Consider the following 15,415-nt stretch of genomic DNA (forward strand, 5'->3'; position numbering starts at 1 on the left):
GACACGATTCACGCTCACCGCTTTGTCACGTTGAGCGGCTTTCCTCATAGCGCACCCCGGTTTGGGGTGCGCTAAAATCTTTACCAAGCGCTTACGCTCCGTTGAGCAGCGTTCCGCTCCTTCGTCGAGCGTTGACCGCCGAACGTCGAGCGCTGAGCACTGGCTACTCGGCGTTGCCCGTCGAGCGTCGAGTGCTGATGACCGGTTGGGCCGACGACGAGAAGAGAAGAACGGGGGCGTGACATGGGTCGAGTGATCCCCGTACGTGTCGACAACGCCGCCCGCGACGCCGTTCCCGATACCGGCGGCACCGCCTTCCGGCCCTAGCGCCTGTCCCACGCCGTCTCCGCCCACCCTGCCCGAGGACCGGGCACCGACCCCTCACCCCGTAGGGGACGACCCGCCCCGCAGGGGACACACCGGACGCTCCCACTCCTCACCCGACAGTCGGCCCCCGCAGCACCTCACCCCGGCACCTGGTTCCCCGGCTCCCGACACCCGGCTCCCGACACCCGGGGTCCGCCCTCCAGCCCGGCGGGCCCCAGCCCTCAGGCACAGACGCCGCCACCGAACCGATCCACGGAGGTCAGCCGCCCGTGCACAACACCACCGCCTTGCTCGTCGAACTCGGAGCGATCATCCTCGCTCTCGGGCTCCTGGGCCGCCTCGCCGGACGGGTGGGCTTCTCTCCCATACCCCTCTACCTGCTTGCCGGCCTCGCCTTCGGCCATGGCGGGATCCTGCCACTGCAGGCCAGCGAGGAGTTCGTCGCCACCGGCGCCGAGATCGGTGTCATCCTGCTGCTGCTCATGCTCGGGCTGGAGTACAGCGCGTCGGACCTCGTCACCACCCTCAAGACCCAGTACCCGTCGGGCGCGGTCGACTTCGTCCTCAACGCCGCCCCCGGCGCCGTCGCCGCGCTGCTGCTGGGCTGGGGCCCGGTCGCCGCCGTCGCCCTCGCCGGCGTCACCTGGATCTCCTCCTCCGGGGTCATCGCCAAAGTGCTCGGCGACCTCGGGCGGCTGGGCAACCGCGAAACACCGGTCGTGCTCGGCGTACTGGTCCTGGAGGACCTCGCCATGGCCGTCTACCTGCCGATCCTCACCGCCCTGCTGGCCGGGGTGAGTCTCGCGGGCGGCAGCGTCACGCTGCTGATCTCCCTGAGCACCGTCGGCGCCGTCCTCTACATCGCCCTGCGTCACGGACGCGTCGTCAGCCGCGCGGTCTCCTCCGACAACGCCGAGATGCTGCTGCTGGTGGTACTGGGGCTGACCCTGCTGGTCGCGGGCGTCGCCCAGCACCTCCAGGTGTCGGCGGCGGTGGGCGCGTTCCTGGTCGGCATCGCGCTGTCCGAGGAGGTCGCCGAGGGCGCGCACGGCCTGCTGTCCCCGCTGCGGGACCTGTTCGCGGCGGTGTTCTTCGTCTTCTTCGGGCTGCACACCGACCCGGCGGACATCCCGCCGGTGCTGCTCCCGGCGCTCGCGCTGGCCGTCGTCACGATGCTGACGAAGATCGCCACCGGCTGGTTCGCCGCCCGGCGGGCGGGCATTCCGGCCAAGGGCCGCTGGCGGGCCGGGGGCACGTTGGTGGCGCGCGGCGAGTTCTCGATCGTCATCGCCGGTCTCGCCGTCGGCACGGAACCGCGGATCGGCCCGCTGGCCACGGCGTACGTCCTGATCCTGGTCGTCCTCGGCCCCCTCACCGCCCGCTGGACCGAACCGCTGGTCGGCCGTCTCACGCGCCGCAAGCCGGACGAGCGGCAGAGCACCGCCACACCGGTCGACCAGACGGAACCGGCCCATGCGAGCGGCTGACCACACGACGGTACGGACGGCGGCCGGTACGAACGGCCCGTTCGCGACGTCGGCGGTGCGAAAATCAGCCCGGGAAGCCCGGGATGCACTCCAGGGGAGCGGCAGCATGACGACCAAGGCGCCGGCATGATCGAGTGGATCACCGTCGGCACCGGCCCGCGACCGGTCCCCCGGCCCGTCGCCACTCCGCTGATATGGGCGGGCGCCTTCGGCGGCGCACTGGCCCTGGTGGCCCTCCTCCACACGGTCGTGGGCCCGCACCGCCCCGGGCTCTTTCTGGTGGCCCTGTCCCTGCTCGCCGCCGTCCTCGGCGTGTGCGCACGGTTCACCGCGGCCCCCGGCACGGCCGTCCTGTGCTGGCTGTTCCTCAACGGCTTCGCGATACCGCCCGCCGGAACCCTCACCTGGGCCGGCCCCAGGGACACGTTCTGGCTCGGCTGCCTGCTCGCCGCCGCCCTCGTCGGCACGACCGCGTCCCGTCTGGCCCATGCCCGCGCGGCCTACCACCGCCTCACCATCCGGACGGACCCCGAGGACGGCCGCCCGGCCTGACCGCCCGCAGCCTTGCGACCCAAGGCGACCCAATTCAAGAACGGTCGTTCTTGATCGATCGTTCTCATAACCCGTACCGTCATGGCCATGGGACGACCACGCGCCTTCGACACCGACCAGGCCGTCAGCACCGCAGCCGCCCTCTTCGCCACCCACGGCTTCGAGGGCACCTCGGTGGACGACCTGGTCACCGCCACCGGCATCCACCGGGGCAGCCTCTACAAGGTCTTCGGCTCGAAACGGAGCCTGCACCTGACCGCGCTCCGCCGGCACCTCGACCACGAGATCCACCCGGCCACCGCGGCCATCGCCACCCTCACCGACCCCGCGCAGGCACTGGCCACCGCCACCGCCTCGTACGACAACGGTCCGGCCGCCGGACTCCTCCTTCTCGCCGCCGCCGAACGCGCACCCCACGACCCGGAGGTCGCCGCACTGGTCGCGGAAGGGATCGCAGCGCTGGAGGACGCCCTGCGCCCCTCCCACGGTGACGCCGCCCCCCAACTCGCCTCCACCGTCCTCGGCACCCGCCTGCGCCTGCGCGCCCTGCCGACCACCACTCCCAAGGAGCACTGACATGGCCCTGATCTCCATCGACCGCGAACGCGGCATACTGACCGCCGAGTTCCAGGGCCTCGACAAGCTCTGGACCCTCAAGAGCCGCCTGGAAATCCCCCTCGCCCACGTACGCGGCGCCACCCACGACCCCGGTATGGCCCGCGAACCCAAGGGCGTCCGCGTCGCCGGCTCCCACTTCCCCGGGCTGATCACCGCGGGCCGCTTCCGCCGCAACGGTGAACGCCTGTTCTGGGACGTGAAGAACCCGGACAAGGCGGTCGTCATCGAACTCGCCGACGCCGAGCACTACGACCGGCTCGTCCTCGAGGTCGACAACCCCCGCGCCACCGTGGACCTCATCGAACAGTCCGTCTCCCGCGGCTGAACGAACCCGCACCACTCCACGACGCATGCGGTGTGCGGACGGAGAGGGCCGTCGACGTCCGCGTCGCGCGGGGCCACCAGGCCGGATTCGCAGGCGAGGAGCACCGGTTGAGCCCGGCCACGGGCCCGGAGCTTGGCCATGGCCCAGTTGATGTGGGTCTTCGCGGTCAACGGGCTGATCACCAGCCGGCTGCGGGCGGACCGCGCAGGGGCCCGACAACGGGGCAACGAGACGGCGTCCGGGTCGGCCGAAGCCGATCCGGACGCCGAAGAGCAGGTCGAAGGGGGCTGCCCCTCCTCTGCAACTGGTAGGCCCTGTGGGACTCGAACCCACAACCAATGGATTAAAAGTTCAGGTTCAGACGTGCCGCCGGGTGGTGCCCGGTGACGTTTCTTGCTTCCCTCGCAGGTCAGCAGGCTAGGGCTCCACCGCCCGGTACCGGTCTGTGTCGGCCCTCTACAGCGCGTCCGTGACCACTCCCGTGACCACGTGACCACCGCGCCGCCGACACGACGACGGCCCCGCCTCGGCGACTGCAACGCCGGACGGGGCCTTGATCCGGAACCCCTTCGGTGCAAGGAGCCCAGACCCATGCAGGACCGTACCCCGGACGCCGTGCGCGACTTGCTCGCCGTCGTCCTCGACGCGCTCACCCTTCCCTACGACACCCCCGACTACAGTCGGCGCATCCTCGACCGCGCCGCCGAGGCCCGCACGGTCGCCGTTGCTGCCCTCGCCGAGGACCCCGCGGACCTCGGCTGGAACGTCGACTACCTCCGTTCGAAGCTTGCCGCCGAGCAGGCCGCCACAGAGCAACGGGAGAGGAGCCGATGCCGGCGCTGCCTCCGACCGTTCGATGCCAACGACACAAGGTCCGACGGCCACGCCCGTCACGCAGACACGCCATGGTGCCGGTCGTGCGTCGACAACTGCCATGACGGCAGCGCCGAACACGCGTGCATGATCTGCGACCCGGCCCGGTACGGCGGTGGCTCCCGGTGAGTACCCCTCCGAAGCCGGGCAAGGCCCTGTCGGTGAAGGTCGACGCGTACCTGTATGACGACCTGGCGGTGATGCTGCGGACCGGTATGACACTGTCGGACGCCGTCCGGCACGCGGTGCGCATCGTGGCCGACGGCTACCGCGGCGCGTGGGAGTCAGGACGTATCCCCGACGGGGTGGCGCCCGACATCACGCACGTGATGGTGCGCCGGTATGACGCAGGTCAGCGGCCCTCTGACGCGCTCGGTGAGGGTCCGTCGGACGGCGTGCCGTATGCAGGTCATACGCAGGCGGGCGCCGGTCATACCGGGGGCGACGAGGGCGGTATGACGCCATCGCGCCGAGCGCTCCAGCCGTAGCGTCCTAAACACGACGACAGCCCTCGAGGACCCGCCTCGGGGGCTGTCTGCTGCCCGGCCCGGCCGCCGCGCCCGGGGGAAGCTTCAGCGGCCGGACCGGAGTCTTACCGGCCGCGTGCGGCTTCCCGCAGGGTCCGCACCAGTACCCGGCCCGTCGCGCACCCGCGGACGTCGTCCACGCACTGCTCACACATCTGCGTGTGCTCCAGCAGCGCCCGGTACGCCAGTCCGGCGGGCCCGTCCCGGTAGGTGCCTGTCGCAGGGCTCGACGGACGCCGGTCGCCGTTCACGGCCGGTCCGCGAACGGCACGAGCCGGTGCTGCTCACGGCACGATGCGCAGGCGTACAGCGCCCCGCCCGACCCGGACCCCTGCTCGATGACCTCGATCAGCCGCACCCCGCCCGCGTGCTGGCGGTGCCAGGCGCACCAGCCGTAAGCCGTGGGGGTGTCCTGCGTAGGTTCGGTCTGCGTACTCTCGGACACGTCGACTCCTTCACCAGTCGGCCGTGCCCCGGACCGTTCCCGCGGTCGCGGGGGCCTTCTGTGTGGGACTGTACGGCAACTTGGTACGTCTTGGTACGTCATCAGACGGGTTAGCTCGATCTATGTCCGGTGGGGATGTGCTCTTACGGTCGCAGCATGATCGAGCTGGATCGGGACGCCATGACGCCGCTGTACGTGCAGCTGGCCAACGTGCTGCGCGACCGTATCCGACGCGGTGAGATTCCGATCGGCCGGCGTCTGCCGTCGCAAGCGGAGTTGGAGGCGGAGACCGGCGGTCTGGTGTCACGGCGAACCATCAAGAGCGCGCTCGAGGTCCTGGCCGACGAGGGCCTCGTTCAGGGCGTACAGGGGAAGGGCGTCTTTGTGATCGCGCTCCCCGGGGGGTCTGCGGACGCGTAGGGGCTCCGGCTGTCGGACCGCACGGAAAATTTCAGTGGGCGGGGCTGTGACCTGGTCACTGAAATCTCCCGTGCGGCGGCTCATGGCGGGTTCGGCCGCACCGGTTGCTTCAGTGTTCGGTGGCTGCGGCGTTCTGCCGACCCTTGGCCGTGGGCGGGCTGGGTCAGCGTTTGACGCGGTTACGGACCGCCAGGACCGCCAGGCCCAGAAGGACGGGCTCGGTCACGCGGGACGCCATCTCAATGTAAGTACCGGCGGTGGTCAGGTCCTGCCCGGAGGAGCGGAACACCACCGAGTTGAGCGTGACGTTCAGGGCCTTCTCGAAGCGCTCGCCGGTGAACCGATTCCCGGTGGGGTTCTGGGGATCAGCCTTGTCGATCTCGAAGGTGACCCTGCCGCCGCCGGGCGGCACGGTGCCGGTGGCCTCCTGCTTCGGGTCATCCTGGGGGAGTCCGAAGCCCATCAGCAGCGCGATGGTGATGAGCATGGTGGCAGCGAGCCAGCCCAGGGCGCGGGAGGCGCGCAGGCCGTAGCCGGACAGCAGCCAGTAGCCGTGCAGCAGTCCGCGTTCGGCGCGGGTGGTGTTGGTGCGGTCGTGGCGGCGCATCTCCATCTCGCCGTAGTAGAAGTCCGCCGCCCCCGGCTCGTTCTTGCCGTCTTCGAACGCCTTGCGCAGCGCCCGGTACACCGGTGCCAACTGTGCCGGCCCGGCGTGTCCGGCGCCGAGCACCGCCACATTCCAGCCTCGGACGGCTGTCGGCTGGTGCGCGCGCCAGTGGTGCTCTTCGGCGAGGGTGCGGCGCTGGGTGAACCCTACGAGGCGCCCGCGCCGCCAGTGCATGCCGGGTGGGACCGTGTCGAAGGAGCAGGTGCCCTCCAGCCGCAGCTGGTCCAGATGCACTATCCCGGTGAATAGGCACTTCGACAGGTCGACGTCGGCGAGGACCAGATGGGCCGCGTCCACCCCCCGCAGCGAGGCGATCCGCACCGTGGCGTCGGTCGCGTGGGCAAGAGCCTGGTCTGCCACCGGCTGTCCGCCGGGGAGCGCGAAGGGGTCGGCCTCCGCAGCGATCGTGAGGGGGTATTCGAAGACCGCGTGGGCGAAGTCCACCGTGGCGTAGCGCAGACGCACCTCGGCCGTTGACGACCAGCGGGTCCGTTGGCACTCCAGGCGGCGCGCGGCGAACGAGAGGGTCACCGGGCCGCTGAACACCGCCCCGGACAACTGCACCCGTCCGGCGCACACCAATGGCCCGAGGCTGGCCGACCGCTCGAAAACCACCTGTTCGAATCCGGCGTCGCCCTGGAAGGTCGCCGACTCGAATCCGGCGTCGCCCTCGAAGGTCGCCGACTCGAACCGGGCGTTGCTTTCGAAGGTCGCCGACTCGAACCCGGCGTCCCGCTGGAAGGTCGCCGACTCGAACAGGGCGTCGCCCTGGAAGGTCGCCGACCCGAACCAGGCGTAGCCCTGGAAGGTCGCCGACTCGAACAGGGCGCCGTCCTGGAAGGTCGCCGACTCGAACAGGGCGCCGTCCTGGAAGGTCGCCGACTCGAACCCGGCGTCCCGCTGGAAGGTCGCCGACCCAAACCGGGCGTAGCCCTGGAAGGTCGCCAACTCGAACCAGGTGTAGCCCTCGAAGGTCGCCAACTCGAACCAGGCGTAGACCTCGAAGGTCGCCAACTCGAACCAGGCGTCGTCCTGAAAGGTCGCCGACCCGAACCGGGCAGTGCCCCGGAAGGTCGCCGACCCGAATCCGGCGTCCCGCTGGAAGGTCGCCGACCCGAATCCGGCGTAGCCCTGGAAGGTCGCCGACTCGAATCCGGCGTCGCCCTCGAAGGTCGCCGACTCGAACCGGGCGTTGCTTTCGAAGGTCGCCGACTCGAACCGGGCGTCGCCCTCGAAGGTCGCCGACCCGAACCAGGCGCTGCCGAGGCGGGGGTGTCCGGTGGCGGGATCGTGGAGGGCATTGAGGAGAGCGTCGAGAAGGGGTTCGGTGAAGGGGGTGCCGCGGTGGTCGATGTCGGCGCCGGGGGTCAGGCCGGACAGGTAGGCGTCGCGGTCGGCGTCGGCCAGGTGGGTGAGGCATGCGGTATGGCCGGGGACGTGGATGCCGCGGCAGCCGACCGGGTCCTCCGGGGTGGTGCCGTGGCCACAGTGCGGCCAATCAGGCGGAGTTGGGGACGGTTCGGGGCTCGGGTGTGGCATACCCGAAGGACGATCGAGCACGGCCGGATGGTTGCCGACCTCGCCTCTGAAGCCACCGCGCTGAACGCGTACTGAAATGAATCGTGCGCTACTGAAATCTTCCGTGCGGTCCGCCACGGTCGTACGCGGCGGGGTCGGTATCCCGCAAGCGCATCGTCTCGCCGTGCGGCAGGGTCAGCAGCTCGGCGCGGGACGCAGGCGGGCGTGACACGGTCTCGCCCCGCATGATCGCGTCATACCGGTCGCGGTGCTCGTTGTACGTGCGGACCTGGTCCTCGGACCGCATCGCGAGCAGCTCGGCGAGGGCCGTGGGCGGCTGGTAGCGGTCGCGGGCGTTGTCGGCCTCGACCACGGCCAGCATCTCCACGTGACGCTGCGCGGTCGGCGAGACGTAACCGGACTGCTCGGGCACAATGCGGCGCGGTGCCGGGTCGCCGGCGGAAACGGTGACGTGCTCAGGACTGGTCACTTCGCGTCGCCGCCCTTCGTGGCCGCCAGGAAGGCGCGGACGACGTCGCGGTGCCGGTGCGCCTGCTCAGCGAGCGGCGCGCGGTCGAATGCCGGCTGCCCCGGGTCGACGGTCACCGGGTGGGCGGCGGCCACGTCGGCGACCAGAACGGCGAGCAGCCGGGCGGCACCGATGCGATACCGGGAGTCGTCGCCGAACGCGAACGCGTCCGTGGTTGGGTCGACAGTCGGCGCGGTCCTCGACGCGGGCGCACGGCGCGATTCGCTGGTGACGAACCCGCCCTCCTCGACCTGCTCGTAACGGTGCATCGGACCGCACTCGGCCTGCCGCAGCATGCGCGCGGCCTCGGTCACGGCCTGGTCGTGGGCGTCGGCCATGGTGAGCACGTCGACCAGGGCGGCGCGGGCCCGTTCGTACGCGTCGACCACCGGGGCCCGGTCGGCCCGCTCCTCGGCCAGAGCGAGGGCGTCGGCCGTGAGGGTCTGCCGACGCTTCTCCTTGGCCGCGGCAGCGGTGCGCTCGGCCTTGCGGCGGGCGGCCTCGGCGCGGAGGCGAGCGAAGCGGCCCAACTCGCGCTGCTCGGTGAGCTGCTGCGGGGTGACCTTGTCGTCCCCGTCGCGTACGCGCTCTTCGAGGGCGGCGAGCAGGTCGTCAGCCTCGCGAGCCTCGGCCTCGGCGTGCACCACCTCGGGCGGGGTGTCGGTGGTCATGCTGGGGTTCCTCCGTGGCGGTAGGTGTCGAGTGAGGCTCGGTCGATTGCCCAGGTGCGGGCGCCTATGCGGCGGGCCTGGAAGGCGCCGTGTCGGGCGAGGCGCCGTACGTACCCGGCGGTGCAGCCGAGCAGCGCGGCGGCCTCTTGGACCGACACGTCCGTACCCGTGGTCACGTTGGCAGTCGCGGGCGACGCGGTGCCGTTATCGGAACCGCGTTCGAACACGGGGCCATCGGCGCCCTCGGCGGCGCGGTGGAGGTCGCGGAGTAGAGCGCGCGCGTCGGGGGTGAGTGCACCTCCACCGGCCTGTACGCGGTCACGGAGGTAGAGCACGAGGGCGGCGAACGTGGTGGATGCGAGAGCGCCCGGGACGATGACGAATGCCTCGTCGTCGGGCTCTTTCCTACGGATTTGGTATCCGGCGGCGGGAGTGTCGTTGCTGGTCACGGTGGGGGTGCTCACGCGGTGGTCACGGGCACGGCCGGTCACGCGGCACCCCCTTCCGGCGACTGTTCGATTTCGTCACCGCGCTGTTCGAGTGCGGCGCGGTCCTGCTCGGTGAGGCGGCGCAGCTTGGCCGCGTGGCGGGCGGCGACGCCGTGGGCGCGCTGCTCGGCCCGTGCGGCGCGGTCGGCGGCCTGCTGCTCCCGGCGGGCACGTACGGCGGCAATGCGGGCCGCTATCTGCTGCTCAACGTGGCTACTCATCGGCGGCCCCGTCCTGCTCGGCGACGCCTCGGGCGAGCCGTGCCGCGAGGGCCGGGTTCGAGCGGGACAGCTTCCGCAGGGTGCGGGTGAGGTTCTCCTGCTCGCGGGCCAGGGCTGCGCGGTGCCGGGTCGACTTCCCCTCGGCCTCGGTCGCGTCCTTGGCGAGCCGTTCGAGATGGCCGGCGGCCTCGGTGGCGATGCGTTCCACCATGGGCAGCAACTCGGGGTCGTGTCGTCGCCCCTCTCGGGCGAGGCTGGCCAGGGCGCGGCGGAACCCGCGGTTCGCGTCGTCGAGCCGGTCACGGCCGGGGTAGCCGCTCGGCTGCTGTCCGTCGGGGGTGGCGGTGCTGCTGGGCATGGGGTTGGTCCTCTCGTACATGTACGTGCGCCCGCGAGGCGATCCGGGGTGCGACCGGTCGCGGACGCGGTGGCTGTGGTTCGGGTGCGCGTGCGAGACACGGGGCGTCGCGCGGCGACATGGGGCGTGCGGTGGGGGCTTCGGGCTGTCCACCTGTCCCCCCTCCAAGGGGTGGGGACAGTGGGGACAGGTCGCCCGTAGGTGCTCTGTCCCCTGCTGTCCTGTGGCTGTCCGGGGCAGGTTTGACCTGGGCTTTTGGCTGTCCCTGTCCCGACGGCCGGGACAGGGGTTTTGCCCTATTCCTCCTGTCCTGTCTGTGGGGTGTTTTCGAGGGTCTGCGGGGACAGGTGATCCGGGCTGTTCGTCCGGTTCTTGCGGTGCTTGGCTACATCACTCAGGACCGCGTTTCCGGCCTGGATTCCGAGGCGGCTGCACTCGTTGCGGAGGCGGTCGCGTCCGGCGGTCGCGGGTACTCCGGCGGCGTCGAGGGCAGCGGCGATCTCTTCGACCTTGCCCGCGTAGCCGGTGTGGGCCTGGGCCTGCCCGGCGGTGTTGAGGCGGACGAGGACGACGGACGTGACGGGGCTTCCGTCCTCGTTGGCTTCGCCGTCGAGGGCGACCGAGTGGATGCCGAACTCCATATCGTCGAGTTCGGCGTCGTCCTTCTGCTTGCCGGTCTTGAGCGTGATCACGGGACCGGTGCCGGGCGCATCCTTGCGGGTGACGCCCAACTCGGTTTGCAGGGCGCCCTTGACGGCCGTGGCGCCGCGGCTGCGGCCCTCGTCGTGGCCGGTGTGGTGCACGAGCAGGAGGCAGGCGCCGGATGCCGCGCGGAGTTGCTCCATGCGGTCGACGATGATGCCCATCTCGCTGTTGCTGTTCTCCTCGACGCCGACCGTGACGCGGGCCTGTGTGTCGACGATGACCAGGGCGGGGGTAAGGCGCCGGCACACCTCGACGAGGACGAGCCATTCGGGATCACGGGCCTGTACCGGGCGGGGCAGGAACTTGACGCCGGTCATCTTCCGGCCGTGGTGCTGCTCCCACGCCCGGACGCGCTTGCGGATGCCGCGCAGGCCCTCGGCGACGAGGTACACGACGGGGCCGGGTCGGGTGGCCTGGCCGTGCCATGTGGAGCCGGTGGCGACGCACGCCGCGATGTCGAGCGTCATGAACGACTTGAAGGTGCCGGACGGGCCGTAGATCCGGGCGAGGGTGTCGCGGAACAGCATGTCGACGACGACCGGTTCGAGGGGCTCGATACTGTCGAGGGCGTCCGTGTCGAGCAGTTCGCCGAGCATGCCCGTGACGCGCTGCTCGAAGTGCTCTTCGGACGACCGTCCGGGGTGCTCCGGGTCGTCGCCGGTGTCCTGTTCGGCGCGGGCCTCGGCGACGCTCTCCAAGTGGCTGATGAGCTTCAGGGCGTTCGTCGGCGCGGTCATGGCGTGCTCCGGGGGTGCTGGGCGCCGGCACGCATGCCGGATGTGACGGTGGCCTCGACCTCGCGGTACGGGAGACCTACGGACTGTCCGGCGGCGTACAGGGCTTCAACCGCCAGGGCGGCGGGAAGCTGCCCCCCGGCAGAGAGCTGGGCAAGGCTGAACGAAGCGCGTACGAGGGCGTCGTTGCGGGTGCCGGGGTGCGCGTCCAAGACCCGTTGGATCTCGTTGTGGAGCGCGGCGGCGACGTAGCCGGTGGTGTTCTTGACGGTCGCGGGCATGGCGACCGGACGGGCGGGCGTAGGGCGCCGCGTGGCGGCCTCGGCGAGCCACGTAGGCAGCGGTATGGGACTGGCCTCGCTGGGAGGCGTCAACCACACGTAGGCGCTACCGCGGTAGGTCGAGGGAGGGGCTACGACGTATCCGCCGGCGGCGCGTACGTCCACCTTCCATCCGACCTTGGATGCGCTGTTGCGCACCTCGTGCCCGTCGGGGGCGCGGTAGTAGAGGTGTGTGCCGCCCGACGTGGTGCGGACGGCGGGTGTGGAGCCGAACGGGTACCGGTCGCCGTGGTGTTCGTACAGCAGGGCGAGGGCGTCCTCGCCGGACTCGACGCCGGGAGCGGGCGGGGTGTCGCCCTTGGCTGTGTCGAGGTCGACGACGACGAGGCCGGACGGGCCGCAGGCGACGCCGACCCCGTACGGGGCGTGCGTCCAACAGCGCCGGATGCGGTCGGGGTTGGTGGTGGCGCGCTGCTCCCACTGCTCGACGGCCGGCCGCTTGTCGTTGGGGCGAAGGGGGAAGACGTGCAGCCCGAGGCGGGCCAGGTCGAGAACCTGCTCGACGCGGCCCGCCTCGGCGGTGGTGGTGCTGTTCACGCTGCGGCGTCACCCCGCAGGCACAGGCGGCGCCGGATCTCTCCCGGGGTCCATCCGGCGGCGCGGAGACGTCGGTACTCGGCCCACAGCTCACGCGGGGTGAGTCCGTAGTCGGAGTGTCCGGCCGGGGCGGTGGCGCAGTCGTGGGGGTCGCGGTGGAAGGCGTGCGGGCATCCGCAGGTGCGGGGCTCGGTGCGGTATCCGGCGGCTCGACGGCTACGGAGCTGGGTGGGAACGGCCGACACCGGCCCCGCCGTAGCGGGACCGGTCTCGGTGTCGTACAGGCGCTCGGTCACCGGTCACCCCGGAGGGCGTCGACGAGGGCGGCCTCGATGACGTCCATGCGCGCGCCCATCTCGGTGGACGCGACCTCGTAGAGGATGCCGACGGTGGCGAGGCTGGCGGCGGCGGCCTTGACGTCGCGGCGCATCATCGCGGCGCGGTACTTGTCCGCCTCCGACTTCATCAGCTCGGCGAGCCGGGCGACGCCGAACGGCACCTCGACGGCGCCGGGCACGGTCACAAAGGTGCTGGCGCGCTGGGCGGCGACCGCCGGATCGGCGGCGCGGTCCGCGTCGAACAAGCAGGACGGGAGGGCGGGGGTGTCTATGATGGACAAGGCGTCGTTCTCTTTCTTTTCGGCAGGGCCCCGGGATTCGTTTGGCTGCGATCCGGGGCCCCTTGCTTTTGCAGGGGAAGGGTTGGCGCTCAGGCCCTCGGCGCGGTGTTGGCGCACCTGCCGGGGGCCGTTCTCATCCCGCCGGGGAGGCGGTCGGCTGCTCGATGCCGAGCAGGTTGAGCAGGTCAGCGCGGCGTACGCGGTACTGGACGCCCAACCGGAGCGTCGGCACCGGGAACTGCCCACGCTTAGCGAGGTCGTAAGCGGTGGTGCGCCCCACATTCAGGGCTCGGGCCGCTGTGGCGAGGTCGACGGCGGCCGGCAGTGCGAGTAGTTCGGCGGGCTGCATGCCGCGAGCGGGCTGTGTCTTCACGTGGCAACTCCGTGAGGTTTTAGTGTCTGCGGCGAACATACGGGTGGCGCTGGACGATGTCAAAGAGTCCGGGGTACTGTGCTCCTATGACACAGACCGCGTGGCCGAACCGCATCGGCCAATCCGTCGCTACTGAGGTGCGCAGGCACCGGCAGTCGCAGGGGATGAGTGCACAGCAGCTTGCGGACCGGTGCGCGGCGCTCGGTTTCCCCATCGGCCGCTCCGTCCTCGCCAACTTTGAGAGCGGACGACGCCCGACACTGTCCGTGCCGGAACTGCTCGTTCTCGCCAAAGCCCTGGGCGTACCGCCGGGAGCTCTACTCTTCCCCGTCGGCCGCGTCGACCAAGTGGAACCACTCCCTGACCGCACTGCGGCGCCGTGGGACGCCCTCCAGTGGTTCACTGGCGAGCAACCGCTCGACCGCTCCGCGGACTACGACGAGTGGCGGGAAGACCGCGCCGGCCTCGACACCTACCGATGGCACGCCCGCTACCTCGACGACTGGCATGCCGACCAAGACGCCGCAGCCCGCGCCAACACGGAACACGCGCGCGCCGCTCTGCTGCGGCAGGCAGCAGGACGTGAGACGCCCCTATGGGGTGCGCGTCGCCGCCTGCGCGGCCTCGGCCTAAAGCTCCCCGAACTTCCCGCCGAGCTACGCCACATCGACGACGCCGACTACCAACCGGATTTGGAGAACATGAGGTGAAGGGCTCGACGTACAAGCGGTGCAAGTGTCCGGCGCAGTACGACGCCAAGGGCCGGCGGAAGAACTGCCGGAAGGATCACGGCGCCTGGTACTACGTGGCCGACGTCGGGTTCGGCCCGGACGGCAAGCGCCGGCAGGCCCGTAAGGGCGGGTTCCGCACCGCGGACGACGCCGAGACCGCGCTCGCCGAGCTGCTCGCCCGCGTCACCTCCGGCGGCTATACCCACGACGACGGGCAGACCGTCGCGCAGTGGCTCGCCACGTGGCTGGAGTCGAAGGAGCGGGCCGGCCTGCGCCCCACGACGATCCGCGCGTACCGGCACCACGTCGACGACTACCTCGTGCCCCAGCTCGGCCGCATACGGCTGCGCGACCTGCGTCCGCCGCACGTCGACGCGCTCATACGCGCCGTGAGCGACGGCAAGCGCAAGGCCGCCACCGTCCGGCGGATTCACGCGACGCTCCGTTCGGCCCTGTCGACCGCGGTCAGGCAACGACTCCTGTCCTACAACGCCGCGAAGGACATCGAGTTGCCCAAGGCTCAGCGCCCCAAGGCGAAGCCGTGGGAGCCGGCCGAGCTGGGCGCGTTCCTCGACAGCATCGGCGGGCATCGGCTCGGCTCCATGTTCGAAGTGATCGCCGGTACCGGCATGCGCCGCGGCGAGGCCGTGGGCCTGCGCTGGGATGACGTCGACCTCGCCCGCCGGATCATCACGGTGCGGCAGCAGGTCGTACAGGAATCCGGGCGGAAGAAGAACAAGCAGACCGCGGCACCGTGCCCCTACTGCGAAGCCGGACACCTCGGTGTCTCGTTCGGCAAGCCCAAGACCGCGTCCGGTGAGGACCGCGTCGTCGACCTCGACGAGGTCACGGTCGGCGCCCTACTCGCACACCAGCTACGGCAGCAGGCCGAGCGGCAGCAGTGGGGCGAGGCGTACGCCGACCACGGTCTCGTGTTCGCCCGCGAGGACGGCAACCCGCTGCGCCCCGACGACGTCACCAAGCTGTTCGGTGCCCTCGTCGACGCGGCCCGGTTCGAGGACGACGCCCACCTTCCCGACGAACAGCGTCGACGACTGCGCCGGGTGCGGCTGCATGACCTGCGCCACGGTCAGGCGTCACTCATGCTCGCCGCCGGCGTCGACCTGGCGATCGTGTCGAAGCGGCTCGGTCACAGCTCCATCTCGATCACGTCGGACACGTACTCACACCTGCTCGGCGGAGTCGGGCGGGATGCCGCGGACCGCGCCTCGGCCCTCGTGCCGCGCGCCAGAAAGACCGCGCCGGTCGGGCCAGCAGCGGGCCAGCGTGACCACTCGGTGACCACCCCGGCTACGGATTCGGCCGACGAGCAGGCCCCGGAAAAGACG

21 protein-coding genes and 2 pseudogenes are annotated in these 15,415 nt (G+C 71.0%); 9 read left to right on the forward strand and 14 right to left on the reverse strand.

The annotated features are described in order from the left end of the window. Positions 1-596 precede the first annotated feature (596 nt). The 4 genes from ACVW19_RS15975 (at position 597) to ACVW19_RS15990 (ending at position 3,309) form a co-directional block, all read left to right on the forward strand. A complete protein-coding gene (locus tag ACVW19_RS15975) occupies positions 597-1,814 on the forward strand; it encodes a cation:proton antiporter (RefSeq protein WP_457460055.1) in 1,218 nt (405 codons plus the stop codon). 126 nt (positions 1,815-1,940) lie between these two features. Then, entirely contained in the window at positions 1,941-2,366 is a 426-nt protein-coding gene (locus ACVW19_RS15980; RefSeq protein ID WP_457460056.1) for a hypothetical protein, read from the forward strand. Between the two features lie 87 nt (positions 2,367-2,453). Beyond that, positions 2,454-2,942, forward strand: coding sequence for a TetR/AcrR family transcriptional regulator (locus ACVW19_RS15985; RefSeq protein ID WP_457460057.1), 489 nt, complete (start codon positions 2,454-2,456; stop codon positions 2,940-2,942). Position 2,943: 1 nt separating this feature from the next. Beyond that, on the forward strand, positions 2,944-3,309 hold the full coding sequence (locus tag ACVW19_RS15990) for a hypothetical protein (RefSeq protein WP_457460058.1): 366 nt from the start codon (positions 2,944-2,946) through the stop codon (positions 3,307-3,309). Between the two features lie 65 nt (positions 3,310-3,374). On the opposite strand, the pseudogene ACVW19_RS15995 reads toward ACVW19_RS15990, so the two are convergent. Continuing rightward, positions 3,375-3,497: pseudogene (locus ACVW19_RS15995) on the reverse strand (DNA-binding response regulator); the annotation flags it as partial. A gap of 403 nt (positions 3,498-3,900) precedes the next feature. Between ACVW19_RS15995 and ACVW19_RS16000 the strand changes: the two are divergent. Continuing rightward, entirely contained in the window at positions 3,901-4,311 is a 411-nt protein-coding gene (locus ACVW19_RS16000; protein WP_457460059.1) for a hypothetical protein, read from the forward strand. Further along, positions 4,308-4,670: a type II secretion system F family protein gene (locus ACVW19_RS16005; RefSeq protein ID WP_457460060.1), complete on the forward strand. Its 363-nt coding sequence runs from the start codon at positions 4,308-4,310 to the stop codon at positions 4,668-4,670. Before ACVW19_RS16000 ends, ACVW19_RS16005 begins: the two co-directional genes overlap by 4 nt. 104 nt (positions 4,671-4,774) lie before the next feature. Here the strand turns inward: ACVW19_RS16005 and ACVW19_RS16010 are convergent, their stop codons facing one another. Together ACVW19_RS16010 and ACVW19_RS16015 are read right to left on the reverse strand one after the other, a co-directional pair. Then, positions 4,775-4,960 carry a hypothetical protein gene (locus ACVW19_RS16010; RefSeq protein WP_457460061.1) on the reverse strand — a complete coding sequence of 62 codons (186 nt, stop codon included), beginning with the start codon at positions 4,958-4,960 and terminating at the stop codon, positions 4,775-4,777. Continuing rightward, positions 4,957-5,154 (reverse strand): hypothetical protein, encoded by a 198-nt coding sequence (locus ACVW19_RS16015; RefSeq protein WP_457460062.1) that lies wholly within the window; start codon positions 5,152-5,154, stop codon positions 4,957-4,959. Before ACVW19_RS16015 ends, ACVW19_RS16010 begins: the two co-directional genes overlap by 4 nt. 156 nt (positions 5,155-5,310) lie before the next feature. Between ACVW19_RS16015 and ACVW19_RS16020 the strand changes: the two genes are divergently transcribed. After that, positions 5,311-5,574 carry a GntR family transcriptional regulator gene (locus ACVW19_RS16020; protein ID WP_457460063.1) on the forward strand — a complete coding sequence of 88 codons (264 nt, stop codon included), beginning with the start codon at positions 5,311-5,313 and terminating at the stop codon, positions 5,572-5,574. A gap of 163 nt (positions 5,575-5,737) precedes the next feature. Here ACVW19_RS16020 and ACVW19_RS16025 read toward each other — a convergent pair whose 3' ends face one another. The 11 genes from ACVW19_RS16025 to ACVW19_RS16075 form a co-directional block, all read right to left on the reverse strand. After that, complete coding sequence (locus ACVW19_RS16025) at positions 5,738-7,780, reverse strand: pentapeptide repeat-containing protein (protein WP_457460064.1); 2,043 nt, start codon at positions 7,778-7,780, stop codon at positions 5,738-5,740. 88 nt (positions 7,781-7,868) lie between these two features. After that, entirely contained in the window at positions 7,869-8,249 is a 381-nt protein-coding gene (locus ACVW19_RS16030; protein WP_457460065.1) for a hypothetical protein, read from the reverse strand. Beyond that, a complete protein-coding gene (locus ACVW19_RS16035) occupies positions 8,246-8,959 on the reverse strand; it encodes a hypothetical protein (protein ID WP_457460066.1) in 714 nt (237 codons plus the stop codon). The genes ACVW19_RS16030 and ACVW19_RS16035 overlap by 4 nt, the downstream gene beginning before the upstream one ends. Continuing rightward, positions 8,956-9,423, reverse strand: a complete 468-nt coding sequence (locus ACVW19_RS16040; protein ID WP_457460067.1) for a helix-turn-helix domain-containing protein — start codon at positions 9,421-9,423, stop codon at positions 8,956-8,958. The genes ACVW19_RS16035 and ACVW19_RS16040 overlap by 4 nt, the downstream gene beginning before the upstream one ends. Before the next feature lie 23 nt (positions 9,424-9,446). Then, entirely contained in the window at positions 9,447-9,668 is a 222-nt protein-coding gene (locus ACVW19_RS16045) for a hypothetical protein (RefSeq protein ID WP_457460068.1), read from the reverse strand. Next, positions 9,661-10,026, reverse strand: a complete 366-nt coding sequence (locus ACVW19_RS16050) for a hypothetical protein (protein ID WP_457460069.1) — start codon at positions 10,024-10,026, stop codon at positions 9,661-9,663. Before ACVW19_RS16050 ends, ACVW19_RS16045 begins: the two co-directional genes overlap by 8 nt. Positions 10,027-10,322: 296 nt before the next feature. Further along, entirely contained in the window at positions 10,323-11,468 is a 1,146-nt protein-coding gene (locus ACVW19_RS16055; RefSeq protein ID WP_457460070.1) for an AAA family ATPase, read from the reverse strand. Next, complete coding sequence (locus ACVW19_RS16060; RefSeq protein ID WP_457460071.1) at positions 11,465-12,343, reverse strand: bifunctional DNA primase/polymerase; 879 nt, start codon at positions 12,341-12,343, stop codon at positions 11,465-11,467. The genes ACVW19_RS16055 and ACVW19_RS16060 overlap by 4 nt, the downstream gene beginning before the upstream one ends. Beyond that, positions 12,340-12,639, reverse strand: coding sequence for a hypothetical protein (locus ACVW19_RS16065; protein ID WP_457460072.1), 300 nt, complete (start codon positions 12,637-12,639; stop codon positions 12,340-12,342). The genes ACVW19_RS16060 and ACVW19_RS16065 overlap by 4 nt, the downstream gene beginning before the upstream one ends. Next, positions 12,636-12,962, reverse strand: coding sequence for a hypothetical protein (locus ACVW19_RS16070; protein ID WP_457460073.1), 327 nt, complete (start codon positions 12,960-12,962; stop codon positions 12,636-12,638). Before ACVW19_RS16070 ends, ACVW19_RS16065 begins: the two co-directional genes overlap by 4 nt. 133 nt (positions 12,963-13,095) lie before the next feature. Beyond that, positions 13,096-13,335 (reverse strand): helix-turn-helix domain-containing protein, encoded by a 240-nt coding sequence (locus ACVW19_RS16075; RefSeq protein ID WP_457460074.1) that lies wholly within the window; start codon positions 13,333-13,335, stop codon positions 13,096-13,098. Between the two features lie 86 nt (positions 13,336-13,421). On the opposite strand from ACVW19_RS16075, the gene ACVW19_RS16080 reads away from it, so the two are divergent. Both ACVW19_RS16080 and ACVW19_RS16085 read left to right on the forward strand, forming a co-directional pair. Beyond that, positions 13,422-14,045: a helix-turn-helix domain-containing protein gene (locus ACVW19_RS16080; RefSeq protein ID WP_457460075.1), complete on the forward strand. Its 624-nt coding sequence runs from the start codon at positions 13,422-13,424 to the stop codon at positions 14,043-14,045. Then, positions 13,931-15,199: pseudogene (locus tag ACVW19_RS16085) on the forward strand (site-specific integrase); the annotation flags it as partial. The gene ACVW19_RS16080 and the pseudogene ACVW19_RS16085, both read left to right, overlap by 115 nt. Positions 15,200-15,415 lie beyond the last annotated feature (216 nt).

Source organism: Streptomyces sp. TE5632 (assembly GCF_054061295.1).